The sequence below is a fragment of the Microcoleus sp. F4-D5 genome (genome assembly GCF_036704885.1).
GTDB lineage: Bacteria > Cyanobacteriota > Cyanobacteriia > Cyanobacteriales > Microcoleaceae > Microcoleus.
This window is the reverse complement of sequence record NZ_JAUBSX010000107.1, coordinates 1-19,719: the sequence shown is the minus strand read 5'-3', so window position 1 is coordinate 19,719 and position 19,719 is coordinate 1. Positions and strand designations below refer to the sequence as shown.

Annotated in this window: 18 protein-coding genes; 10 read left to right on the top strand and 8 right to left on the bottom strand. The window is 44.0% G+C overall.

All coding sequences use genetic code 11. The features are described from left to right. Nucleotides 1–192: 192 nt before the first annotated feature. Nucleotides 193–1,065: a tetratricopeptide repeat protein gene (locus tag QUA80_RS30320; protein ID WP_445302305.1), complete on the top strand. Its 873-nt coding sequence runs from the start codon at nucleotides 193–195 to the stop codon at nucleotides 1,063–1,065. Nucleotides 1,066–1,221: 156 nt separating this feature from the next. Here QUA80_RS30320 and QUA80_RS30315 read toward each other — a convergent pair whose 3' ends face one another. Further along, entirely contained in the window at nucleotides 1,222–4,842 is a 3,621-nt protein-coding gene (locus QUA80_RS30315) for a WD40 domain-containing protein (RefSeq protein ID WP_333428656.1), read from the bottom strand. 284 nt (nucleotides 4,843–5,126) lie between these two features. Here QUA80_RS30315 and QUA80_RS30310 point away from each other — a divergent pair, with 284 nt between their 5' ends. The 6 genes from QUA80_RS30310 (at nucleotide 5,127) to QUA80_RS30285 (ending at nucleotide 10,353) form a co-directional block, all read left to right on the top strand. Then, complete coding sequence (locus QUA80_RS30310; RefSeq protein ID WP_333428655.1) at nucleotides 5,127–5,489, top strand: hypothetical protein; 363 nt, start codon at nucleotides 5,127–5,129, stop codon at nucleotides 5,487–5,489. A 241-nt stretch (nucleotides 5,490–5,730) separates the two neighbouring features. Then, nucleotides 5,731–7,770, top strand: coding sequence for a patatin-like phospholipase family protein (locus QUA80_RS34005; RefSeq protein ID WP_445302304.1), 2,040 nt, complete (start codon nucleotides 5,731–5,733; stop codon nucleotides 7,768–7,770). Nucleotides 7,771–7,781: 11 nt separating this feature from the next. After that, nucleotides 7,782–8,342 carry a hypothetical protein gene (locus QUA80_RS30300; RefSeq protein WP_333428654.1) on the top strand — a complete coding sequence of 187 codons (561 nt, stop codon included), beginning with the start codon at nucleotides 7,782–7,784 and terminating at the stop codon, nucleotides 8,340–8,342. A 137-nt stretch (nucleotides 8,343–8,479) separates the two neighbouring features. Then, on the top strand, nucleotides 8,480–9,694 hold the full coding sequence (locus QUA80_RS30295) for a glutathione S-transferase family protein (protein WP_333428653.1): 1,215 nt from the start codon (nucleotides 8,480–8,482) through the stop codon (nucleotides 9,692–9,694). Between the two features lie 111 nt (nucleotides 9,695–9,805). Next, entirely contained in the window at nucleotides 9,806–10,036 is a 231-nt protein-coding gene (locus QUA80_RS30290) for a ribbon-helix-helix domain-containing protein (protein ID WP_333428652.1), read from the top strand. Next, the gene (locus QUA80_RS30285; RefSeq protein WP_333428651.1) at nucleotides 9,991–10,353 is read left to right on the top strand and encodes a type II toxin-antitoxin system PemK/MazF family toxin; all 363 of its coding nucleotides are present in this window, start codon (nucleotides 9,991–9,993) and stop codon (nucleotides 10,351–10,353) included. The genes QUA80_RS30290 and QUA80_RS30285 overlap by 46 nt, the downstream gene beginning before the upstream one ends. A gap of 229 nt (nucleotides 10,354–10,582) precedes the next feature. Here QUA80_RS30285 and QUA80_RS30280 read toward each other — a convergent pair whose 3' ends face one another. The 5 genes from QUA80_RS30280 to QUA80_RS30260 form a co-directional block, all read right to left on the bottom strand. Then, entirely contained in the window at nucleotides 10,583–11,659 is a 1,077-nt protein-coding gene (locus tag QUA80_RS30280; protein ID WP_333428650.1) for a hypothetical protein, read from the bottom strand. A 7-nt stretch (nucleotides 11,660–11,666) separates the two neighbouring features. Continuing rightward, the gene (locus tag QUA80_RS30275) at nucleotides 11,667–12,833 is read right to left on the bottom strand and encodes a hypothetical protein (RefSeq protein WP_333428649.1); all 1,167 of its coding nucleotides are present in this window, start codon (nucleotides 12,831–12,833) and stop codon (nucleotides 11,667–11,669) included. A gap of 138 nt (nucleotides 12,834–12,971) precedes the next feature. Next, nucleotides 12,972–13,145 (bottom strand): hypothetical protein, encoded by a 174-nt coding sequence (locus QUA80_RS30270; RefSeq protein ID WP_333428648.1) that lies wholly within the window; start codon nucleotides 13,143–13,145, stop codon nucleotides 12,972–12,974. Between the two features lie 115 nt (nucleotides 13,146–13,260). Then, nucleotides 13,261–13,911 carry an RNA ligase family protein gene (locus tag QUA80_RS30265; RefSeq protein WP_333428647.1) on the bottom strand — a complete coding sequence of 217 codons (651 nt, stop codon included), beginning with the start codon at nucleotides 13,909–13,911 and terminating at the stop codon, nucleotides 13,261–13,263. Nucleotides 13,912–13,988: 77 nt separating this feature from the next. Then, nucleotides 13,989–15,236 carry an HhoA/HhoB/HtrA family serine endopeptidase gene (locus QUA80_RS30260; protein ID WP_333428646.1) on the bottom strand — a complete coding sequence of 416 codons (1,248 nt, stop codon included), beginning with the start codon at nucleotides 15,234–15,236 and terminating at the stop codon, nucleotides 13,989–13,991. A gap of 284 nt (nucleotides 15,237–15,520) precedes the next feature. Between QUA80_RS30260 and QUA80_RS30255 the strand changes: the two genes are divergently transcribed. After that, nucleotides 15,521–15,874, top strand: coding sequence for a metal-sensitive transcriptional regulator (locus QUA80_RS30255; protein ID WP_333428645.1), 354 nt, complete (start codon nucleotides 15,521–15,523; stop codon nucleotides 15,872–15,874). A gap of 296 nt (nucleotides 15,875–16,170) precedes the next feature. On the opposite strand, the gene QUA80_RS30250 is transcribed toward QUA80_RS30255, so the two are convergent. Together QUA80_RS30250 and QUA80_RS30245 are read right to left on the bottom strand one after the other, a co-directional pair. Then, on the bottom strand, nucleotides 16,171–16,608 hold the full coding sequence (locus QUA80_RS30250) for a helix-turn-helix domain-containing protein (protein WP_333428644.1): 438 nt from the start codon (nucleotides 16,606–16,608) through the stop codon (nucleotides 16,171–16,173). 463 nt (nucleotides 16,609–17,071) lie between these two features. Continuing rightward, nucleotides 17,072–17,254: a hypothetical protein gene (locus tag QUA80_RS30245; protein WP_333428643.1), complete on the bottom strand. Its 183-nt coding sequence runs from the start codon at nucleotides 17,252–17,254 to the stop codon at nucleotides 17,072–17,074. A gap of 565 nt (nucleotides 17,255–17,819) precedes the next feature. Between QUA80_RS30245 and QUA80_RS30240 the strand changes: the two genes are divergently transcribed. After that, complete coding sequence (locus tag QUA80_RS30240) at nucleotides 17,820–18,464, top strand: pentapeptide repeat-containing protein (protein WP_333428642.1); 645 nt, start codon at nucleotides 17,820–17,822, stop codon at nucleotides 18,462–18,464. A 260-nt stretch (nucleotides 18,465–18,724) separates the two neighbouring features. Beyond that, nucleotides 18,725–19,501 carry a pentapeptide repeat-containing protein gene (locus QUA80_RS30235; RefSeq protein ID WP_333428641.1) on the top strand — a complete coding sequence of 259 codons (777 nt, stop codon included), beginning with the start codon at nucleotides 18,725–18,727 and terminating at the stop codon, nucleotides 19,499–19,501. The last annotated feature ends 218 nt before the right edge of the window (nucleotides 19,502–19,719 follow it).

Genomic DNA, 19,719 nt, shown 5'->3' with positions numbered 1-19,719 from the left:
AAGAATATTGCTGCTATTGGGGCTTTCGTAAATAAGCCCGAAGGTTCGAGATTGTTTTGCAATGTGCAAGATCATTTTAGGGCTATTGAAAGCCCACACTGTACCTGTACTCAGGTCAGTGCTGGGTAATTTACAAATATGAGTTATTATAGGCGATCGAGAAACCCTTATATTTTTTGCTGGGGCTGTACAGTGCCTAATCGCATTCCTTTAATATCTCTGCTACTCGCACTCGGTTTGGGGGCAATGCCCGAGCCGGCTGCCTGTCAGGCACTCCTGCCTTACACCCTGAAAATTGACTCGGCCCAACTCGAACAGACAGCCTTGAGCCTTGCAGAAGAAGCCGTCCAGTTAGCCAGACTCCAGCAGTACGAACTTGCCGTACCAAGAGCGGAACTCGCCACACAGTTAGCCCCCAAGAATCCTCAAACATGGACTTTGTTAGGCAGCTTGTACCTTCAAGTCGAGCAGTTTGACAAAGGCATTGAAGCTTTAGGGCAAGCTCAATCTCTGTCGCCAGAAAATCCATCAATTAAATTTGTCTTGGGAGAAGCTCACTTTCGGAAAGCGAACTACGAGAAAGCAGTCGAATATTTGCAAGCAGGATTAAAACTAAAACCAGACACTCCGGGTGCATTATTTGATTTAGGCAATGCTTTTTATAAGCTAAAGCGGTTCGATCAGGCGATCGCCCAATACGAAAAAGCCTTTGCTTTAGAAAAAAACCTGTGGCCGGCTATCAATAATATCGGATTAGTCAAATACGAAATGGGAGATGTTGATAGCGCCATCAAACGCTGGGAACAGGCGATCGCGATCGACGACAAAGCAGCAGAATCAATGCTAGCTCTAGCAGTGGCACTCTACGGCAAAGGCGACCAAGCAAAAGGCTTAGCGATGGGAGAAGCAGCTCTGAAACTCGACAAACGCTATGCTACCGTAGAATATCTCAAAGAAAACCTCTGGGGCGATCGTTTAATCGCAGCCACCCAAAACTTCCTGGCTACTCCCCAAATGAAAGCAGCACTGGCTAAAATTCAAGACGCCCCACTCCCTCAAATGTAGTCGCCCGAACCCAAATCTGGGTTTAATATCATGACTACCCCTCCGTCATTGCGAGGAACGAAGGAATCGCAGAGACTAAACGATTGCTTCGTTCCTCGTAATGACAAATAATACAAAAAAAAGGGGTAGTAAACCCAGATTTGGTATTAGTCGCGATCAATTTACTTCAACTGCCCCCAGTGTTTTGAGCGTCGCAATAGTCGCCTCAGTTAAACCTTTAACACATGCAATATTCATTCCTTCATAAGGTTTGGGAACAGGCAAGGTTTTGATACACTCACCCGTTACTGCATTCCAAAGCTTAATCGTCTCATCTTGGCTGGCACTCGCTAGAATTTGACCATCTGGACTAAAAGCAACCGACCACACCCAATTGTCGTGTCCCCGCAGAACTTGCAAGCACTCATTAGTGCTAACATCCCACACTCGTACAGTTCGATCGTGACCGCCACTCGCCAAGAGTGTACCATCAGGACTAAAGATTACCGATGAAAGAATACCGTCATGTCCCTCCAGGCTGGTCAGATATTCTCCGGTATTGATATCCCAAAACTTTATGCTACCGTCACTGTTGCTGCTTGCCAAGATATTACCGTCAGGGCTAAAGGCCACAGACCAAACCCAACCGCTATTTCCCATCAAAGTTCTTAAGACTTTCCCTGTACTGACATCCCATAACTTCACTGTATTATCGGTACTCGCAGAAGCCAGGATATCACCTGAAGGACTAAAAGCAACTCCCATCACCCAACTCTCATGCTCGGTACAAGTATAAAGACATTGCCCTGTGCTAATATCCCATAGTTCGATCGTCTGGTCTTCACTGAAACTTGCCAATGTCTTACCGTCGGGACTGATGGCAACTCCCCAAACCCAAGCAGAATGACCCTCTAAACTTTTTAGGCATTCTCCTGTCATAGCATCCCATAACCTAACAGTAGTGTCAGAGAATCCACTCGCCAACAAGTCCCCATTCGGACTAAAGGCAATCGATTTCAATCGATTAGTATGTCCATCCTGTATGCTTTTAAAACACTTCCCGGTTTTGATATTCCATAATCTCACGGCGCGATCGCTACTGGCTAAAGTTTGACCGTCGGGTGAAAAAACTACCGAATTTACTGGATTGCTTTGCCCCAATACTGTTTTCAGACAATGACCCCTTCTGACATCCCACAGTCTCACCGTACAGTCTTCACCAGTGCTAGCTAAAATTTTGCCATCTGGACGAAACGCGACAGATGAAACTCGACTGGTGTGTGCTTGCAGTGTTTTTAGACACTCACCCGATGCCACCTCCCACAATCTCACGGTGCTATCTTCGCTGCAACTTGCTAAAATCTGACCGTCAGGACTAAAGGCAACAGACACCACTATTCGTGAGTGTCCAGAGCAAATTCTCAAGACTTTACCCGTGCTAATATCCCAGATGCGAATCAAAGCATCATGACCACCACAGGCTACCGTTTTACCATCTAAACTGAAAGCAACCGATCGAATTTGACAACAGTCACTCTCAAACATTTTCAGGCATTGTCCCGTAGCAACATCCCACAGTTTAAGTATTCCGTCATCACCACCACTAGCTAAAATCTTACCTTGAGGACTGAATGCGATCGACCAAGCCTGACTTTTGTGTGCCGGCAAAGTTAGCAAACACCGTCCGTGACTCCAATCCCAAAAACGCACAGTCCCATCACCGATGCCACTAGCAAGCATCTTGCCATCTGGACTGACAGCAATTCCCAGCACACGGCTATGATTTCCCTGCAATATTTGACGAATCGACCAACTGCTAACATCCCAGCAATTAATCGTACCGTTACTACCGCCAGTAGCAAAGGTTTTTCCATCTGGACTAAAAGCAACGGATAACACGATGCTGCCATATTCTTTGCCAGTTCTCAGCCGCCTAACTTCTGGCATTTGCCACAAATGAACCTCACTATTTGTATCGCTCATTGCTAAGAGTTTTCCATCCGGGCTAAAAGCGACTGACAAACCGCTGCCCAGAACTTCAGCGAAAACAGAATTAGTTAAATCTGCCCCAGCAAAGTTGACAAAATGCAAATTCGTATCGGGTAAATAAGCTTGCCAAACGGTCAAGTGAGAAAAATCCCAACCGCTTAAATCTGGCTGCATCTGACGCAATAGATTTATAATATTACCCGCAGCGTAGCCAGTTTCTAGTGTTGGTTTACCGCGCAGTGATGCCAGAATTGGTTTGAGTTGGTTTTCGAGAAGTTGCTGGCGTTCAAAATTAAAAAGCAGCCGATCGGCAATAGGTTTGAGGATCAGACTTGCTTGAGTATCTCTAATGTATTCTTTAGCTGTAGCTTTGAGAAGACTCAGGCTTCTGAGAAGGTCAATTTCGCTGCTGGTTATCTCAGTGCAGACTTTTTCGATTAATCGTTCCGTCATGTATTCCATGACGACGGGTTGTTGAGTGTAGCCGTCTGAGGTTTTTTCCATGAGAGAACGTCTCACGAGAGAACCTAAAACTTCTAGTAATTCTTTGACAGTTAATTTTGAAACTAAATCTTGTTGTAATTCTCCCAGCGAGACTGGCTCCCGATTAATAGCCAGCCAGTACATCACCTTTTTTTCTAAATCTGATAAACGATTGAATTGTCGGTCTAATAGGTTGCGAATATCATCAAATACTAAAGTTCCTTGATTTAAAAGTTCTAAAAATTTGGTCAGGCTACTGTCAAAAAAGTCGCGAATGGCTGGAGCGACCATTTTTAATGCTAGGGGATTTCCCGCATAGTGGGATATCAAAATATCCCATTCGGAGTCTAACCCTTGAAAAGAACCGATGCGTTGAAAAATCTCCCGTGCTCTTGGGGTGGTTAAACCTGTCAGTTGTAATGAACGAACAGGCAAAGTTTCGCCTTCTTTAGCTGCTAAACCGATCGGTTTTTCTCGACTGGTTAGTAGCAGGGTACTTTTATGATTTATTTCGGCTACGCATCGCAGAAGTTGACCGTATCCTTCATCTCCCTGTCGATAACAACCCGTGCATTCTTCTTCCTGTAGAATTGACTCGACGTTATCTAATATTAAAAGACACCGATGCTGTCGAAGATAGTGCATCAGGCGCGAGATTCCAGCATCCACAGTTTCCGGTAAATTCGTTTCCTGTTGGTTGGACAGAAATTGAATCAATTCTACCAATAAGTTGAGTATTAATGGAGCATTGCGGAGACTGTGCCAGATAATATAATCAAATTGTTCTTGGATGCGTTCTGCTACCTTGATAGAGAGAGAGGTTTTACCAATTCCACCCATCCCCAACACCGTCACTAGGCGGCAGCGATCGACAATTAGCCACTTTTCTAATAAAGCTATTTCCTCTGAACGTCCGTAGAAAATAGAAACATCAATTGCCTCTCCCCAATTAATCGATTTGTTGAGTTTTGTTACGTCAGTTGTAACTCGATCGGCGATCGTACCAGTGCGATCGACTTGTTCGTCGATCCTGTGACTAATTTGGCTATTTGGTAGTTGCACGGCGACTTGTGCCTGTTGTGCTTTCCGTCGCATAACTGACTGAACGTTACTCTTGGTGACTTTTTCTCCGAATAGCCGACTGAGAATTTGCCATAATTGAAAGCCAACAAACTTAATGTATTCGGCATCATAACCAGCGCTTTTGGCAATCTGTGGATAAGAGTGTCCTTCCCAAGCCTGCCGCAATACCAGTATGTGAATATCGTTGAGATGCTCTTGTTTGAGAACTGAGTCGAGGAAAAGCAGTGCTTCGTCGATCGTCATTTATTTAAAATTATCGGGTGTGTTAGTGAAAGGGTCGTGGTTCCTGGCCCCAATTGCAGGCGTTTAAGCAATTATACTTAAAAATTAGGTATGGTTTGCAGCAACGATATAACTATTTATAACTTTTACTCACAGACGCCATTGCTGCATCCGGGTTATTACTGAATCAAGGTAAATTTAACCGCCATGACAAGTCAGCTCGGCCTCTTGCTACGCAAAAAAATAGCTGGCGACTTGTCAAGTAAAGTCTAGATTACTACTGGGTTATTAAAGGAGTCAGAAAAATGAAATTAAAGACACTTAAATTAGCTTATTTTACAGCTTTATTAACTTTAAATGCTGCAAATATGATACAAGCTCAACCAGCTAAAGCAGGTGAAACATTTAATAATCCCAGATATTATATTGGCAATAGATACTGGACTATTGACTGGTGTATTCCTAGCGATTGCAGCGAGGAAGCAAGGTGGATAATCGCTAATGCTTACTGTCGAGAAGAGGGATATCAAAAAGCAACAAGATGGAGAGTAGTTGCCGACAAATATTCAAATCAAGTGCAGTATCAGTTGAAAAAAGGAGGTACTGAAGGATGGTGGCAAGAAATCCACACTTCTCAGGGAATTTTTTCTCAGATTAGATGTCAATAGACAGACAGCTTATTATCTGAACCTTCCTGAAACACTCCAGGAATTTCCGTTGTTTTACAAGATAAATCGTAGTTAGAGAGTCATTGCGCTTAAATCTATTTTAGAATTTATTAGGGTAGCATCAGTCACGTTTTGTCTGCTGTTGTACGCGCAAGCAAAACGTGACAATGACTGATTATACGACTTTTTTGTAAATAAGGAAGAGGTCGTCCCATTTTGTTCTAAAGGAGAAGTGTTACTCATGTCAATAGAATTTTTGAATGCAACTGAAGAATCAGAGTTTTTGGGTGATAAACAAGAAGAATGTGATTTAGTCATGAAAGGGGGTGTGACGAGTGGAATTGTTTATCCTCCGATTGTCCTAAAGCTTGCGAAAAAGTATCGCTTTCGTAGTATTGGAGGCACTTCTGCAGGTGCGATCGCCGCAGCAGTTACAGCAGCAGCAGAATACGGACGGGACACGGGAGGCTTTACAAAGCTCAAGGAGATCAGCGACCAACTTAGTCAAGAAAACTTCTTACGCAACCTATTTCAACCTTCCGAAGAAACCCAACCCTTAATGGATACCCTGTACGCTGTTTTTATCGAGAGTAAAAAACCCGAGCAAGAGGAAACGGAAAAAACCAACCATGAAAAGCCTAGTCCGCTGCAAAAATTCTTGGGCTTTTTCCAATTTGCTCGATTTCTTCGCGAAACTTTTCGCTCTAAACACCAGAGGGTATTCGCACTCGGATCGCGTAGAGGATTGGTCATCGGTTTAATCCTCGCATTGTTCTTATCAGGGTTCTCTTTTGTAGTATTTTTTTTAGTGGCTCAGTTTACGGGTGGTAGTTTAAGCGGAGGGAGTTTTATTATACTCCTGCTGCTACTGAGCGTATCATTTGCTTGGATAGGGCAGTGGATTGGTAGTTTGGGTGTTGGCGTCTACGATTTGTACGGCATCCTCACTGAAAAAGTGCCGAATAACTTTTTTGGAATGTGCAGTGGGCGAAAAAACAATCCCACATCTAAAGATCCGGAAGCGCTGACCGATTGGCTGACTGCCAAAATCAACTATGTTGCCGGAATCGATGAAAACGGTGAGCCACTTACCTTTGGCAAGCTAAAGCAAAAGCAAAAGCCCATTGACCTCAAGTTGGTAACATCTAACCTGAGTCACAATCAACCCTATATACTGCCTTTCAAAAACCACGCTTTTATTTTTAATAAGGAAGAGTTTTCCAAGCTATTCCCGTCGAACGTCGTAGAATATATGACGCGATGTGCTTACCGAAGCAAAAGCGTGGAGTTGCCGGAAGGTTTTCATTTCTTGCCTGAAGCGGACAATTTGCCAGTGGTAGTCGCGATGCGGATGAGCCTCAGCTTTCCTATATTAATCGGTGCAGTTCCTCTCTACACAATTAATCGCGCTGCTTTCCAAGGCAAAAAAAAGCTCGATCTTACCAAGAAAAACGATTGGAAACAGTGTTTGCAACGGAACTGGTTTAGTGACGGAGGCATCTCTAGCAACTTTCCGATCCACCTTTTTGATGAGTGGTTGCCCAGCCGCCCCACTTTTGGAATCAACCTTACCTCGTTGTCACCCAACGCATTTAAGAAGGACGAAAATAAGACTCAGATACAGGCAGATGCTGTCAGCGTCGTTACCAATCCAGATATAGAAAACCTTCGCAGGCAATTAGATACGTTGGAGGTGGATAGAGATGAACTCTATAAATCAATTTACCTTTCCAAGGCAAACGATCCCCCAGTTCAGGTGTGGGCAGAAATTTCCAAGTTGAGCGATTTTATCCGGGCAATTTGGTTAACAGCGCAAAACTACCGCGATAACACCCAATCGATGCTGCCAAGTTACAGGGAACGGGTGGTGCAGGTTCGTTTAGATAAAGTTGAAGGTGGACTGAATTTGTCTATGGACAAGAAAATTATCAAGCGAGTGATGGAAAAGGGGGAGATAGCTGGAGAAAAAATAGTAAATGATTTTAAGTTGGAACATCATCAATGGGTGCGTTTTCAGGTACTGATGGGATTACTGGAGACTGAACTGACAAAGGTGGAACAGGTGCTGCGAGACAAGAGTTTAGATTGCCAGAAGCTGGCCCAAGAGCAGCAGGATAAGAATGATAAATATCCCTACCGTCGCTCCACGGCTTGGTGCGACGAAGCATTGGCTCGCGTCAAGCAGATTCAGGACTTGGTGGAAGTTTGGGGTGATTCGTCTATTCTTGACGAAGAAACTCCACGCCCCGATCCTGTACTACGAGTGACACCAGAACTGTAGGAGGCAAGAAAATGCAATTGTGGCATCCACTCCATTTAATCCCCAGTGGTTTAACTGATTGGCTAGTATTGGGACTGTTGGTTGCTCTCACTTTGGGATTGGCACCAAAGACAAACCACCCATCGCTTACAACCGAACAAGCTCCCTGCGGTATACTTTCTTTTGAATTGGCAGGCAATGAGAAGACAGCTAGCGCGATGATTGTCTCCTGGCAGCAGAAGGGGACATACGACGATGCTTTAAGCAGTCTGTACTGGGATAATTTCTTTCTACTGGCTTATTCAACAGCGATCGCATTAGGCTGTGTGATGGCTGCCGATCGACTGCACGCACCTGGAACTTTGGAGTACAACTTAGCGATTCTACTGGCTTGGGCGCAATGGCTAGCAGGGCTACTGGATCGAACTGAAAATTTCGCGCTTGAGAAAATGCTTCGCGGCGCTGTAAAAAGTCCCTGGCCTCAGATTGCTCGGTGGTGTGCTATACCCAAGTTCATCATCGTTTTTGCAGGGCTTGGCTATGTAGCGATCGCAGTTTTTATCTGGCTCGTTGCTCTCCTAAGAACCTATTGATTTCAGTAGGGATGGTGTAGCCAGTCACAAACATCAGCCAATGGCAAATTTGCCATTGGCTTTTGGACGATCGCGACTTAGAAACGATATACATTTAGTCTATATTTCTGACAACCATCATCCGCACTAATTCACCTATGACATCCACCGCCACGATCGCCACCCCTCTAAGCTGGGCAGAACTAGAAGCCCTCACAGACTTTGAACTCGATCGCGTCAACGGGCCAACCAACGCCCAAGCCCGCTTGCGCCTATTCGGTAAAACCGAATCCGATGTCCGAGTCACCCTGTACCGCGACAACCACGCCTGGTGTCCCTACTGCCAAAAAATCTGGTTGTGGTTGGAAGAAAAACAAATCCCCTACCGCATTGAAAAAGTCACCATGTTCTGCTATGGGGAAAAAGAAAGTTGGTACAAGCGGAAAGTGCCATCGGGAATGCTACCGGCGATCGAACTAGACGGCCGCATCATCACCGAAAGCGATGATATCTTAATCGCCCTCGAACGAGTCTACGGCCCCTTGGGTTTGGGCATGGAAAACCCCGCAGTAATACCCCTGCGGCGGTTAGAGCGACTGCTATTTCGGGCCTGGTGTACCTGGCTGTGCTACCCAGCAAGTTCAGCCAAAACAGAACAGCACAACCGCAACCAATTTATCAGCGTCGTCGCCCACGTAGAAAAAGCTCTGGCGAGCACTCCGGGGCCTTATTTCCTCGATGAATTTGGCACTGTGGATGCGATCTTTACGCCCTACGTCGAACGGATGAATGCCAGTCTTTACTACTACAAAGGCTACTCGATGCGGGAAGAAAACCCGCGCTTTGCTGACTGGTTTGCGGCGATGGAAACGCGCCCCACCTATCGCGGTACTCAGAGCGATTTTCACACCCACGTCCACGATTTACCGCCTCAGATGGGCGGGTGTTATGAAAACGGCGAACCTCAGATGCTACTCAATAAAGCCCGCGTGGATAATGGGCCTTGGGCTGGACTGCCGGATGTGATGTATCCAGAACCGGAAACCTCCCGCGCTGAAGCACTTCACCGCGTCATTAAGCACCGCCAAAACATCGTTCGCGTCAACCCTGCTGATGACAAGTTATTTGATGAGGCTTTGCGTTGTGCTTTAACTTTGATGATGACTGGCAAAGTTTGTACGCCGCCGGCTGGTTCTGATGCGGCTTTGCGGTATTTGCGCGATCGGGTGAATGTGCCCCGCGATATGTCCATCTACGCGGCCAAGCGATTGAGGGAAGCCTTGGAGGAAACGGCGGCTTTGGTGGGTGATGGCCAAGGTTCTCCGATTCTGCTGAAGCATCGGCGAGATCAAGATCCGGCTAATTTTGTGTAGGGGGCGATCGGAATCAGACGGAATCGGCGTTGCTGCGGCTCTACTTCATCAGCTTGCTATCTGCTCGATCGATGTGCTACCATTGGTAGTATTAAGAGTGGCATAAATAATATGAAAATATCTATCTCTTTGCCAGATGAGCTAGTGCGTTACATTGACGAGCGTGTAGAAAATCGCAGTCGGCTAGTTGAGCTTTTATTGCAAGCATGGCGCAAACAACAAGAACAGCAGGCAATGGTAGAAGCCTGTTTATTGCTCGATGAACTGAGCGATGAATTAACCGATGAGGATGAAGCATGGCAGCAAGCAGCGATTACCGACTGGGAAGCATCTGGCTCGTGAATTTCGATCCCTCAGTCGGTACAGAAATCCGCAAGACTCGACCGGCGGTAATTATTTCAGGAACTGCTTTTAATCAACGCAGTAAAGTCACAGTTCTACCCATCACCTCTGCTGTTCCAAACGAGGGTTTACGAGCTGTTGTTTTGCCTGTAATTCCTTCGACTCTTAATGGTCTGAGTACGGAGAGTTTTATCGTGTGCGTCGATCCGATGACGTTTGATAAACGCCGACTTGTGCGCTGTCTTGGGCAATTGGATCTGCACCAAATACCAGAAATTAAACAGATTTTGGCTCGATATTTAGAAATTGAAGAGTAGGGGAATGCCAAAGCTGGGGGGTGACAAATATAGCATCGAGTGACCCAGGATTTTTGGAGTGTTAAAAAAATTCCTACATGGCGGTCTTTAGCATCAGTGTAAGCGGGATATAAAACTGGAATTTTGAGTTTTTGTTCGGTGGCAATTGTGGCGGTCATGAGTTAATTATTCCTAATATTTCAAGTGTGAGAGTAGGAATTGCTGAAGAGGTTGGTAAGGTATGGCGGGACTATCTAAGCGTTAATTGTTCGTCATATTGCTTATACCAATATTCAACGATATATAAAGATGCTCTTATTAGCATATCCCAATTATCCTCCTCGATATTAATAGACTCAGTTGCTGGTCTAAAATGAACTATAGAATTCCGAATTTTATAAACAAAATCTCCACAATCACCTTCTTCTGTACCATAAAGCAACTTTTTAATTTCTCGCAATAACTTACGAGCTTCTTCCGGGGAATCGTCAATTAGTTTATTAACCGCGTCTGTTTCTTTAGGTTTCCAAATCAGGCAATCTTCAACCTCAGCCGAAAACTTTAAGAGCGAATCAGCGATGTTCAATTTATTGTATAAAATTTCTAGATATAATAGGGGAAACAGCCTTTCTATACATCTATAAATATCGAGAAAGGAATATTTCCAAGAAACAGAAACTAAACTAAATAATAAATTTGCATAAGGTATGTTTTTTGAGCCTTCAAAAAAAATATTTTCAAATTTATCAAATGTTTGACTAGAAAATTTCAAGGCAATTAGTTGGCTATTTTTTAAAGCATAGAAGCCTGATATCCTTATTAAATCTATATCATTTTTTTCGATAAAAGGAGAATTTTCTGGAATTCGATAGACAGAAAATGGTTCAAAAAAATTGCTTATTAAATAAAAATTTTCATATTTAATTATTGAGTTTATAGGGTCATTATATAAAATTCTATCGGCAATATCATAAGGTTTTGCTTCATGGCTAAGAGGAATTTTAAGTTCAAATAGTAATGCTGTAACTATTCCCGCATTCAGTTCTACAAATTCAATTACTTCATCACTATCAATAGTTTGTTTATTCTGCCAACCGACGGCAACAAAGTATTTCTGGCTATTAAATTCAAATGAAGCTGTTTGGAAATTGGGTAAAATTAACTGCTTGTTTATAATTTTGAGTTCTTGCAACCATTTTTTATCTTTAGTATTTGTCTTAATACATCGTTTATTATTAGAAACAGGCACAGCAACTTCACTTGTTTGGACAAATTCAGCTAATACCTCAAATATATATTTGTTAGCGTCTATCATGTTTCTAGACATAAGCTTTTCAGTAAGCTCTCCAACACGGAGTCATATTGTCAACTTTAAAGTTTTCCTCGATTAAGATTTTAAAAGCTTGCAGAAAGAATTCTCTTTCATTAGACTTAGCTGGTTTTTTACCAATCAATTCATTTAAAGTTGGAAAATCTAGAAAATCTTTTATTTCGTTACTCTTTAGACTAGATATACGTTCTAACATTTTATCGGCATCATTTTTAATTTGATTCCATTTTTCATTCTGTTTTTCTGAGCTATACTTCGAGCCAGCTCTACCCAGTACAGACAAACCTATTGCTGTTACAAAACCCACACAAGCTGGTTGACTTTTTCTGAATAAATTACCGTCTTTAAAATATTCTTCTGAATTTTCATCTTTATATTTGGCTATCGCTCGATCGAATTTACCCAAATAGTTTATTACTTCATAAAATATATTTATAAAATTTTCATTAGCTGCTGATTCTATAAAGTCTTGTCGCATAAATTCATCTGCTAACCTCTCCTGTAAGTCAATTTTTTCTTTTCTTGCCCCAAAAACTAAAAATAATTCTATAATGTTATCAGCATGAAATTGTCCAGGTGATGAACTTCGCCTCTCGTCATTTATTTCCAAAATCTCGACGCAAGTAGATTTTTGTTTTAATTCTTTAATAATTGACCTAAAAACTATTTCAATCTGTCTCCTTATATTCCAAGGAACTTGGCCAGTATTTAAAACTAACATCCGGTAGGTAAGACTATTTACTTGAGAGGCAATCCAATATTCTATACGAATTTTGTTTTTACTAATATCTGTCTTCTTTCGTGCTTCATGTAGAGCTGTAGTTCTTTGCATTCCGTCGATAATAGAGATGCTATCACTATCAATTCCTTTCATCAAGGCTAAAAATGAATCTCTGTCTTTTAATGTCTCCAGTTTGTCAAAAGTAACTTGCGACACGATTACTCCTAAGACTATGGGTGGAATTAGTGCGCCTGCTTCTATATCTTGAACCATTCTCTCCCTAATCCGAATAGCTGTTGTTGTTTTTAATGTATCTCTTTGTCCTTCTAAGCCTCCTCTATTTTCAAATGTCCTACTTACCATGTTGAGATAATCTTCAACACTTAGCTGTACCATAAAAGAGTAGCAGTTTACCTTTTTATCTTCTAAAATATCGATATCTATTGTCATAAACATTTCTTTTTTTATTTCAATACTTTTTAAAAAATAGCCCAGACAGCCTTAGATTAAATGCTATCTAACATGAGAGTAAAGCTTTTAGACAGCCTGCTCCTGAAAATATAATTTTATCTCCTCATCTACCAGAATTCAGCGGAGACAAAAATGCTTAAGGGATGTAGCCCTTGTCCTGCCGTTTGGATTGCTTCTGGTATGATGGCGCTGACTTTTGAGATTGCCCGCAGCCATTCGATACAGGTAATCCGCCACCTCAGCCCCCACCCGGACATTTACGCGATCGCTCTGCACCTTCAGTACTACCATCTCACCACAAGATAGGTTGTTTGTCAACTCTTCTGGTAAAGGGGGAGCAAAAGAGGGTTTCAACGATCGCACTACTCGATCGATTCATCAAAAAAGTTAGCCTTCAAATTTGATATTACTCCCAGTAATTTTCCCAATCATCCTGAAAAGCTTGCTGCAATCTCTGCATATACGCATCAGTCTTAATCTTCACCATCCACAGATTATTAGCATTGCGGCCTCCCTTGCACACAACACCTTCATCCACACCGTATTTCCCCTTGCGAACATCGTCCATAAACTTGCCCGTCAGTTTGCCGCGATAAATCACTCGCGCAATATTTAATTTACCAAAATCCTGAATAAACCGCTCGGGAACAACCATACCGCCCTCAGTTTCCACATCAAAAAGCACCAGTTGTTTGCGATCGTCCTTTTGGTGCATTCCCGCAAACGAGTTAGCACCCAAAAACTCTGCAAACACAGTAATTTCACCACACTGATACTGTTCGTTCTCTCGAAATATAGACTCTAAGGGGCTAGCAAAGTCTCTTTTAAATATTTCCGGTGCTGCTTCTAAACCTGGATGTGCAGCATTAAATTCTGCAATTCCCATCTCATCCAAATCAAATCTACTGCGGCGCGTACCAAAAGCATACCAACCGAGTTCAACTTCCCAAACCCAATGCAAATTAGTGCCATCGTACTTCTCAAAAGCTATACATTGTTCGTGATGGCAATTTTTACTATCTGGAATTTTGGGATAGGCAAGTTGAATTCGTGTCATATAGAGGAAGGAAGAAGGAAGAAGGAAGAAGGAAGAAGGAAAGGGTTTCTAACAGTTTCCCCCCTTCCCCTTCTTCTCTAAAAATCTCTCAATTGAGCAGTTTGAACTGCTACTTCTTTAATCTGGGCACCGCGCCGCACTTTCAGTTTCAGAATTTGACCGATTTTGCTGTTGTCCACCAAACTTTGCAACTGTTCGGCCTGAGTCACTTCCTCACCGTCAATTTGAACGATGACATCTCCCTTGCGAAGCCCTGCTTTCTCAGCAGGGGTATTGGGCACAACTCGCATCACTAACACCCCCTTAACTTCCGGCACCATCAAAGGAGCATTGGGGTCAGAATTATTCTCTCTGGCCATTTCAGGAGTCAAAGCAATCATCTGAATGCCCAAAAACGGATGGCTGACTTCTTCTCCCTTGGCTAGCTGGGCGTAGATGGCCTTGGCTTTGTCGATCGGAATCGCAAAGCCAATACCCATTGCATCAGCTCGAATCGCCGTGTTGATGCCAATCACTTCTCCTCTGCTGTTTAACAGGGGGCCGCCGGAATTGCCGGGATTGATGGCCGCGTCGGTTTGAATGAAATCGAGGCGCTTGTCGGGAATGCCGACGGCTGCACTGGATCTTTTGAGGGTGCTGATAATGCCCAAGGTGACGGTGTTGTCAAATCCGAGGGGGTTGCCCACGGCGATCGCCCAATCTCCCACTTTCACCGCGTTGGAATCTCCTAGGGCTGCCACGGGCAAGTTAACACCCTTGGTATTAATTTTGACAACTGCCAAATCTGTCACTTCGTCAGTACCTTGCACTTCTCCTGGAAATGTCCTGCCGTCGTTTAAGGTCACAGTCACTAGATCGGCTTTGTCAACTACGTGAGCGTTGGTTAAAACAATCCCGCTTTTGTCAATAATGAAGCCCGAACCTTGACCGCGCAAGCGTTCTTGTCTGGGGGTCAGGCTGCGTAAATCTTCTCCCAAAAATCTGCGGAAGAAGGGATCTTCCATTAAGGGGTCGAGGTTGCGACTGACAGTGCGCTCGGTATCAATCCGGACAACGGCCGGCCCGACTCGATCGACGGCGGCCGTCACAAAACTGCCGGTATCGCCCGGGAGTTCCGGACTCCGCAGCGCTAACAGTTGCGGATTCGCAGCGGTGGCTGGGAAACTCTGGAACTGTAAGTTGGGCGGATTTTTGAACGTCGCGGCTGTAGCGGGTGCAGCATTGATTGTTAAAGCACTCAAAGCGATGGTCATTCCTAAAATTAGGGCGAACCAACGAGCACCGATTCGAGGAGGTGCGGGGCGAAAAAACTTAAATAGTTGCATAGCGTCAATCTTTGTTAGTCTGGGTTAGTCTGGTAAAGGTGTGCGATCGTGCGGACTCAATAATCTGCCACTATGAAGATCCTAAATATATTTTGACAGTTACAATACATGAGTCACGAGCCCGCACCAACTCACCCTATTCTGAATTCTAACTTTAAAAAATTCCCTAGTAATACCAGTTTCAAAAAAAGAATGCAACTCTAGGCCAGTGGGCCCAACCATTACGAAATCACTCATTCCCAATCTCAAATCTCAAATCTCAAATCTAAAATGGTATAACCCCGATGATTCTATCTGAGACTTCTACTGACAAATCCTTGCCCTCAAATTCCCAGCACCCTCACGACGATCGATCGGCACACCCTCACCATCACGATGAAGAATCCATGCGGCGGTTGGTAAATCGCTTGTCTCGGATTGAGGGACACGTCCGCGGCATTAAAACAATGGTGCAAGAAAACCGTCCTTGTCCCGAAGTTCTCGTGCAAGTTGCTGCGGTTCGAGGCGCGCTCGATCGCGTAGCGAGAATCATTCTTGACGAACACTTAACCGAGTGCATTGCCCGAGCAGCAAAAGAAGGTAATATCGATACGGAAATCGAAGAGTTGAAAGCCGCTTTGGATCGGTTTTTGCCTTAGCCGCTGCCAGTTTTTACATTCATATAACAAAACCTGCAAATTAGACACAATTTGCAAGCTATGATTTCTGACTAATTTTTTAAGCATCTTTCAAAAACGCGGGAAAAACCTCAAATTTTCTCCCCCTCACCCCATCGCCACAACATCTAATTTATATGCTCTGCAGTTTATGATAGCGCGTTTTGTTAAAAAAGAATTAGTCTGATTTGTCGTGACGACGCAAGTCTTCAAAATATTCACAGATTGACTGCAAACAATTAGATGAGTGGTGATTAATCCGACGTGGTACGAACAGTCTAGACTTTCGTCAGCTTGGCTTTGAGCTGGTATCTGACTGTTGCATAAACGGCTTTATAGGAAGCTTCAATGCTGTATTCCTGCTGCAACCACTCTTGAATTTCTCCATAGCTTTTAAAGCCTTTCTGGGGGTCGCTGAGGCGCATTGCCAAACTAGCGCGGGCCAGAGGAGGAATGGCCGGCTTGCGGCCGCCGCTGTGCTTTGTTTCGAGGAGTCCTTCGAGTCCGTCAGAGCGGTACTTTCTCAGCCACCGCTGCACAGTTATTCGATTGACCCCGATCGTCATTGCCAATTCTTTAACTGTCTTAACGTGACAAATTTTGAACAGGTAAAGTGCTTGAATTTTTTGAAAGCCGCTTGCCGTTTTTTGTTCAGTTAACAGGTTTTTTAGTTCTTCAATTGTCTCTGTGATGTTAAGTTTACATACTCCAGCCATATCAATTACCTCACGATTCCCGTTCTACAATACCTTTGTTTGACTTGACAAGGGAGCAAAATCCGCTCCTATCCTAAATGCTCGCCTTTTGTTTGCAATGAAGCAATACAAAAGCGCTCTCATTAAACTTTTTCAGTGCGGGAGGCACTCTGACACTCAGAAACCGGTTTTTTTTAACCGAGAGCAAAGGGTGCAACCAAGTTTTTTAGTAAAAAACCCGGTTTTTGGATCGGTTTTGTATTTTACGGACAAGCGTCATTGCTAATACCGATGTCAGTTAACCGATCGACTGCAATGTTAGCGGCAATAGTGGAATTTTAAAAAATACCATTTATTCTCTTTTTGCTAAACATATATCATGGTTTTCGTGATATTTACTGCTAAATTTTGCTAAGGTATTGGCGATTTTAATTCATTAGTTGCTAGCAAACAGGCGAATATCTGTACACCAGCGATCGCGTTTTTAGACAGACATTCCCATACTTCCAGAAGTACATTTCTGGCTTTCGCTGTTCGAGAAATCCTGATAGATTAACACTGTCATCAGCCGGAGCCAGTAGCGCCGAGTAATGCTGCAACCGACTTTCACAGCAAGCGGGCAAGTATCTGTGAAACTACTTGTTTGATCGCCAGTTGAGTAAAACACGGCGAGGGTGACATTGTGAATTTTCCAGTATTACAGTAACATTACCTGCTATTTTTACCCACCTGCTGTGATCGAAACGGTAGTTTCTATGTGATACTACTAACATTTATTGGTGATCGTTGTCACAGTCCTCAGTAAACTCAACTATTCACAAAAAGTTATGGATTAGATCGCACTTTCCACCTATAATTTTTGGGCTTTAGTTAGGAAGTGCGATCGACATTGTTGTTCAAATTTTTAAATGTTTATTTTTAATCAAAGGGAAAACAGAATCCGTCCTGGACGCAAAAACCCGGTTTCTTCAGGTCATTTGGTCATATACGCTCGATCGTAACAACGATCGAGCGATCGCGTTTTTTTGATTAGCGTCCGTCCAGGACTGAGAATGCAGCTTTGTCCTTCACACCCTCCCCAAACCGTCTAATTTATTCTCAAACCTTGCAGATTGAGGCATCTCTCGCGCTGGGTGCGAATCTTTCAGAATCTAAAATCTAAAATGGCAGAACATCCGGTGCAACCAGCTTACTGAGAGTATTCTTCATTTAAAAGGTGTAGAGAAGCCACAATGAACGTTGACGAACTGCTCAAGCTATACGCAATAGGAGAAAGAAATTTTAGCGGGGTCTACCTGCACGAGGTTTACCTCTACGAAGCAGAATTGATTGGAGCCAATCTGTATGAAGCCGACCTGATTGGAGCCAATCTCATAAAAGCCAAACTCAACAGAGTCAACTTTGGCAAAGCCAATTTGTGCAAGATTAATTTGAGCAAAGCAGACTTAGGTGGAGCCGACCTCACAGAAGCACTTTTAGCTGAAGCTAACCTGAATGGAGCTGAGTTGATCGGAGCCAATCTCAGCAAAGCAGACTTGAGCAAAGCTTCCCTGATCCAAGCAACTTTAATTGGAGCCAACATATCTCGGGCAACACTCTGCCGTGCAGACCTGCACGGAGTAAATCTTTATGCAGTAAACTTGCGCAGGGCGGTTTTGACAGAATGCGATTTAATTGGGGCCAACTTGAGCAAAGTAGACCTCAGCGGAGCCGACTTAATGGGAGCAAGCCTAATTAGGGCAGACTTGACTGAAGCGATTTTAAGTGCCTCAGACTTAAGCGGAGCAAACCTGCTGGGAGCAAACCTTACAAAAGTCAACTTGAGCGGAGTATATCTTAAGGGTACGACGATGCCCGACGGCACGATTCACGACTAATTTATTTGTTAATTTTTATGGTTGCCGAGAACAGCGGCTAAAGGGTAATGAGCTTTTCATTACCCTAATTTATTGGTAGGGAAGTGTTTATTTGACACTCAGGTAAGGCGGATAACTTCAATGTAGGGTGCTGATGGCGCACAGAACTCCTACATAAGGCGAGCCAAAAGATTTGTTGGGTGAAGTTGTGTTATGTTGATTTTCAATTGCTTCAATGAAAGCTATTTTAGATTCAATATTTTGGATTTTGGACGGTTAAAATGAAACTCAGAATCCTCGCTGCTGTAACGCTACTGAGCTCGATCGCCCCGATCGCTCCTGCACCCGCCGAGAACATCCAACACACGCAACAATTACTAGCCACCCGACAGTGCCCCAACTGCGACCTCAGCAGTGCTGGCTTGGTTTTAGCCAACTTAACAGGAGCCAATCTCAAAGGTGCTGACTTGAGGTTGGCTAACCTCAGCCGAGCCAACCTGACGGGGGCTGACCTCAGCGGTGCCAACCTCAGCGGCACCAGTCTGTTTGGCGTCAACCTGACGGGGGCTAACCTCAGCGGTGCCAACCTCAGCGGTGCTGACTTGAGAAGTGCGTATCTGGGCGACGCCAATCTGCTCAACGCCAATTTAACTAACGCGCAACTGCTCGGAGTTAGAGGAATGCCCACTAATATCGGCACCGCTGAAGACTTCTACCGGTTGGGAGTGCTGGAAGCTCAAGCAGGAAACTACAGAAACGCCATTGATTATTACAATCAAGCCCTGAATCTGAAATCGGATTTAGCAGCCGTTTATTTTGCGCGCAGTATGTCTCGCGCTGACTTGGGAGACTTCGCCGGCGCGGCTCAAGACGCTGCAATAGCAAACCAACTCTTTGCCGCTCAAGGAAATACCCAAGGTCAGGAGTTGTCAAAGCAGTTAGGCGAAGCCATTGTAGCGCGTCAAAAGCCTACGGAACCCCGCACGGGGGGCGGTGGCAATTTTATGAGTCTTCTGGGTTCGATCGGTTCTGTGCTAGTCAAGTTGATCTTGCCTTAAAGACTTGTGAACGGCCTGCTCCAACGACTTTTCATGCTGCGCCAACCCAAGCGATGCAGAGCGTTTCATACACCCATCTGGCTTTACTAAACCCCTAATCTCTGTAAGGCAGGTATACTTAGCGTAGTCTGGATATATCTGTCTAGTACACTTGGGCGTGAATAGAGCTACCATTTATATGTAGATGTAGAAGGTAGAACAGATCGATGCCCAGACTA

Excerpts from the sequence above, each read along its gene's own strand:
- QUA80_RS30280 (WP_333428650.1), bottom strand. The coding sequence starts at position 11,659 with ATGTCTAGAAACATGATAGACGCTAACAAATATATATTTGAGGTATTA.
- QUA80_RS34005 (WP_445302304.1), top strand. The coding sequence starts at position 5,731 with ATGTCAATAGAATTTTTGAATGCAACTGAAGAATCAGAGTTTTTGGGT.
- QUA80_RS30260 (WP_333428646.1), bottom strand. The coding sequence starts at position 15,236 with ATGCAACTATTTAAGTTTTTTCGCCCCGCACCTCCTCGAATCGGTGCT.
- QUA80_RS30275 (WP_333428649.1), bottom strand. The coding sequence starts at position 12,833 with ATGACAATAGATATCGATATTTTAGAAGATAAAAAGGTAAACTGCTAC.
- QUA80_RS30285 (WP_333428651.1), top strand. The coding sequence starts at position 9,991 with ATGGCAGCAAGCAGCGATTACCGACTGGGAAGCATCTGGCTCGTGAAT.
- QUA80_RS30290 (WP_333428652.1), top strand. The coding sequence starts at position 9,806 with ATGAAAATATCTATCTCTTTGCCAGATGAGCTAGTGCGTTACATTGAC.
- QUA80_RS30235 (WP_333428641.1), top strand. The coding sequence starts at position 18,725 with ATGAAACTCAGAATCCTCGCTGCTGTAACGCTACTGAGCTCGATCGCC.
- QUA80_RS30240 (WP_333428642.1), top strand. The coding sequence starts at position 17,820 with ATGAACGTTGACGAACTGCTCAAGCTATACGCAATAGGAGAAAGAAAT.
- QUA80_RS30315 (WP_333428656.1), bottom strand. The coding sequence starts at position 4,842 with ATGACGATCGACGAAGCACTGCTTTTCCTCGACTCAGTTCTCAAACAA.
- QUA80_RS30250 (WP_333428644.1), bottom strand. The coding sequence starts at position 16,608 with ATGGCTGGAGTATGTAAACTTAACATCACAGAGACAATTGAAGAACTA.
- QUA80_RS30265 (WP_333428647.1), bottom strand. The coding sequence starts at position 13,911 with ATGACACGAATTCAACTTGCCTATCCCAAAATTCCAGATAGTAAAAAT.
- QUA80_RS30255 (WP_333428645.1), top strand. The coding sequence starts at position 15,521 with ATGATTCTATCTGAGACTTCTACTGACAAATCCTTGCCCTCAAATTCC.
- QUA80_RS30295 (WP_333428653.1), top strand. The coding sequence starts at position 8,480 with ATGACATCCACCGCCACGATCGCCACCCCTCTAAGCTGGGCAGAACTA.
- QUA80_RS30310 (WP_333428655.1), top strand. The coding sequence starts at position 5,127 with ATGAAATTAAAGACACTTAAATTAGCTTATTTTACAGCTTTATTAACT.
- QUA80_RS30270 (WP_333428648.1), bottom strand. The coding sequence starts at position 13,145 with ATGGTAGTACTGAAGGTGCAGAGCGATCGCGTAAATGTCCGGGTGGGG.
- QUA80_RS30300 (WP_333428654.1), top strand. The coding sequence starts at position 7,782 with ATGCAATTGTGGCATCCACTCCATTTAATCCCCAGTGGTTTAACTGAT.